Annotated in this window: 2 protein-coding genes and 3 pseudogenes; 4 read left to right on the top strand and 1 reads right to left on the bottom strand. The window is 39.8% G+C overall.

All coding sequences use genetic code 11. From position 1 onward, the window contains the following. Positions 1 to 140: 140 nt before the first annotated feature. The 3 genes and pseudogenes from JGK14_RS00095 to JGK14_RS00085 form a co-directional block, all read left to right on the top strand. Positions 141 to 332 (top strand): annotated as a pseudogene (locus JGK14_RS00095) (ISAs1 family transposase); the annotation flags it as partial. A gap of 104 nt (positions 333 to 436) precedes the next feature. Next, positions 437 to 997: a hypothetical protein gene (locus tag JGK14_RS00090; protein ID WP_325314552.1), complete on the top strand. Its 561-nt coding sequence runs from the start codon at positions 437 to 439 to the stop codon at positions 995 to 997. Continuing rightward, the gene (locus JGK14_RS00085) at positions 990 to 1379 is read left to right on the top strand and encodes a hypothetical protein (protein WP_293187210.1); all 390 of its coding nucleotides are present in this window, start codon (positions 990 to 992) and stop codon (positions 1377 to 1379) included. The genes JGK14_RS00090 and JGK14_RS00085 overlap by 8 nt, the downstream gene beginning before the upstream one ends. A 676-nt stretch (positions 1380 to 2055) precedes the next feature. On the opposite strand, the pseudogene JGK14_RS33930 reads toward JGK14_RS00085, so the two are convergent. Continuing rightward, positions 2056 to 2522, bottom strand: a pseudogene (locus JGK14_RS33930) (IS1634 family transposase); the annotation flags it as partial. A 155-nt stretch (positions 2523 to 2677) separates the two neighbouring features. Here JGK14_RS33930 and JGK14_RS00075 point away from each other — a divergent pair. After that, positions 2678 to 3233, top strand: a pseudogene (locus JGK14_RS00075) (transposase); the annotation flags it as partial.

Raw genomic sequence — 3233 nt, 5'->3', positions numbered from 1 at the left:
TGATGCCGAGTTTTACCGTTCCGACTAACTTCTTTTGAGCCACAATTAGGGCAACAATTAATTTCTAATGTCATATCACGCTATGGCAAACACTTCTCTGATTATAGCTTGCTTCGATCCTTTCCTTCAGGGCACTACCTAAATACGAATGGTTAAAGAAAATTTTATAATTACCGAATGGCATACCCTCACACGACACAATTGCGAGAGTATTTTCTCGTCTCAAGCCGGAGCAATTTCAGAAATATTTTTTGAGTTGGATTCAATCTATTAGTTGCTTTAATCCAGGAGAGGTGATCGCAATTGATGGCAAAACTCTTCGCCATTCTTACTGTAGTTTAGACTAACCAAAGATGAGAACGGTGGCAAAAGAAGAACTAGAGCCACCGCGCCAGGAGAGAATGACGGTGAAAAAGAAAACCTATCCACTCCTTAAATGAACAGTGAACGATTAAAGGACTTTCGTCAAGCAGCATATGAATTATTGGTGCAAGCTCTCGTATGCAACATTCGAGCTGATGGATTCAGTGATGACCACCAGAAATGCGTCATGTTTAGCGGAATTTTCACTCAATCCACAGACCGAAAAAAACTGATGCTGCTGTATCTAGAGCAATTACAGAAAGAAGCAGCCCCAACGGAACATATATTAGTAGCAATCGACCACACTGCATGGGGCAGACGAGATGCCAAAACGTTAAAAGACAGAACCCATGAATATCAGAGCGGCTGCATTGTGGGACAGGGGTACAGTACAATTGCGTGGATACCTGAAGCGATCGGAAGTTGGGCATTACCCCTGCTCCATGAAAGAATAAGTAGTGGGTCTTCACCCATACTTCAAGCAGCTTCCCAACTTAAACTTGTCTGTGAACAAAGCATCAATCCAGTATTAGCAGTCTTAGACCGAGAATATGGCAATGCAAGTTGGGTGCTAGCGCTAAAGCAAGCTTCCATTCAAGCTGATTGTTTAATGAGAGTCCGAAAGAATGCCTGAAGAGTGGTCAGCACCACCAGCCTATAGTGGTCGCGGTAGACCACCCAAACATGGGCAAAAAATGAGACTCAATGACCCAACCACATGGCTCCAAGCGGATACAGAGATTGAAATTGACGAACATCCAGATTTGGGAAAAGTCCGAGTCAGACAATGGATTGACTTGCATTTTTATCGCGCCCCTGGACAAAAAGTCAATTTAATCCTGGTGGAAAGAATGAAGCCCATGTCAAATGGTCAGCCATTTCCACCCTTATGGTTGGCTTGGGTTGGAGAACGAACTCTACCCAAGCGAAACTGTTTGGTTCAAATATTTACGACGCTTTGGAGTCGATCATTGGTATCGATTTGCGAAGCAAAGATTGCATTGGACATTGCCTAACTTGAGAACTCCTGAACAATCTGAACGTTGGAGTGATTTAATGCCGTTGATGAGTTGGCAACTCTGGCTAGCTAGGGATTTAGTGGTTGAGAATGTCTTACCTTGGCAATCTGCTACTATCAATTTAACCCCTGGACGTGTTGCCGAATCAATGTTTTCGCTTTTAGTTGACATTGGTACTCCCACAAAAATCCCTAAACATAGGGGAAAATCCCCCGGCTGGGAAAAAGGAAGGGTACGAACTAAGGCACCATGCTATCCTACCGTTAAAAAACGGGTTTCTCGACGCAAAAAGTCTTCAAGGTTAGCTATTTAATCTTCTACTTTTTGAGTTTTTTAGCAACAGCTTGCCTGAGATTCAAAGGTGGCTACTTTTAGCTGCGCTCATTTTTTAGTCTAAACTACAGTCATTCTAGACAAACGATGTAACCCACATTCCGCACTTATTCATCGTATGAAAAATATTTTTGCCTACCTTTTCTAATTTTGGTATTATTATCATCAAATTTTGGCTATATACAATGAATTTAAATTAAGAGATATTTCCTAATATATTTATTTGTGATATCTCTGAGCCAATTTTCCATAAATTAGACACCAAAATTTCAGCAACATGATTGTTGCCTTGCTAATTATTTAGATTTATTCAATAATATTCTCCGGCTTGTCTTTGTATTTATCCATCTTCAACTATTAAATAATATCGACCGCAAACCTTTCCTAAGTAATTCAATATATCTCGGCGTTCCTGTGTTAAGTTGCTCACTTTGCTCCATCTAAATTGACTAAATGTACGGCTTGAAACATCTGAAATACCCACCGCATTGTCGGTTTATTTGTCAATTTCTTGACCTGGTTTCTGATGCTGGCATCTGCTGATTCTAATTCTTGCCTTAACTTCCTTTGCGCTAAGTTATACAGTTTCTTTACGAATACGCTTGATGTGAAAAATAATGGGTCTTTCAAGAATCTAAATCCTCTTTCGTTACTTTGTTGCTCTTTGTATTCTTCTAATATTTGTTGGTTGGTTATTTCTTCTTTGTCTAAAATATTTGTAGCTAATATGAATCTCCCTGCTTTTATTTTCTCGGCTGATATTATTTCTGGTCTGGTTTCTATTTTGCCGATTATTTGATATTCTATCTTGTCTATTTTAGGGCTTGCTGAATAAGCCTAAAACCCTTACCTCAAAACTCAAAAGACTTTGACTCGCGTTCGGCGTTGACAATGTGTTAGACTATGAGCTAAAATTAGTCAAAAGCCATGCACAGCAGCACTTTCGTTCATGTACCGAAAAGTTGACTAGGGCCCCAACCCCACCTTCCAACTTTGACCTTCACGGACAGGGGCAATTATCAGAGAATAATCGTTGGGTAATCATGGCAAAAATAATTCCGTGGTCAGAATTTTTGTTGATGAATATGCCGAAAATTTTACAGTATCTAATTGAGCGCCTGCCAAATCATTTAGGATGGCATTGGGGGCATTAATAATTAAAGAAAGGCTAGGAACCAGCGACAAAGAAACGCTAGAACAAATAAGAGAAAACCCATACCTACAATACTTTATAGGCATGACAACCTATAGTGATGCTGCACCATTTGATTCATCCATGTTTGTTCATTTTAGGGAGAGAATAGGAGTCAACCCGAGGAAATAAAATTAACGAAAAAATGGTCAAAGAGCAGACCGAAGTGCCAGGAGTTATCGTCGAAAAAGAGTCATCAGAAATAAGTGAGCCCAAAAATCAAGGAAAATTAATATTAGATGCAACCTGTGCGCCAGCCGACCTTAAATATCCGACCGACTTAGGACTATTAAATCAAGCAAGAGAGCATACTGAAAAAATTATAG

The organism is Microcoleus sp. PH2017_28_MFU_U_A (assembly GCF_020738035.1).
GTDB lineage: Bacteria > Cyanobacteriota > Cyanobacteriia > Cyanobacteriales > Microcoleaceae > Microcoleus.
The sequence above is the reverse complement of the archived record's forward strand: the minus strand, read 5'-3'. Positions and strand labels throughout refer to the sequence as shown.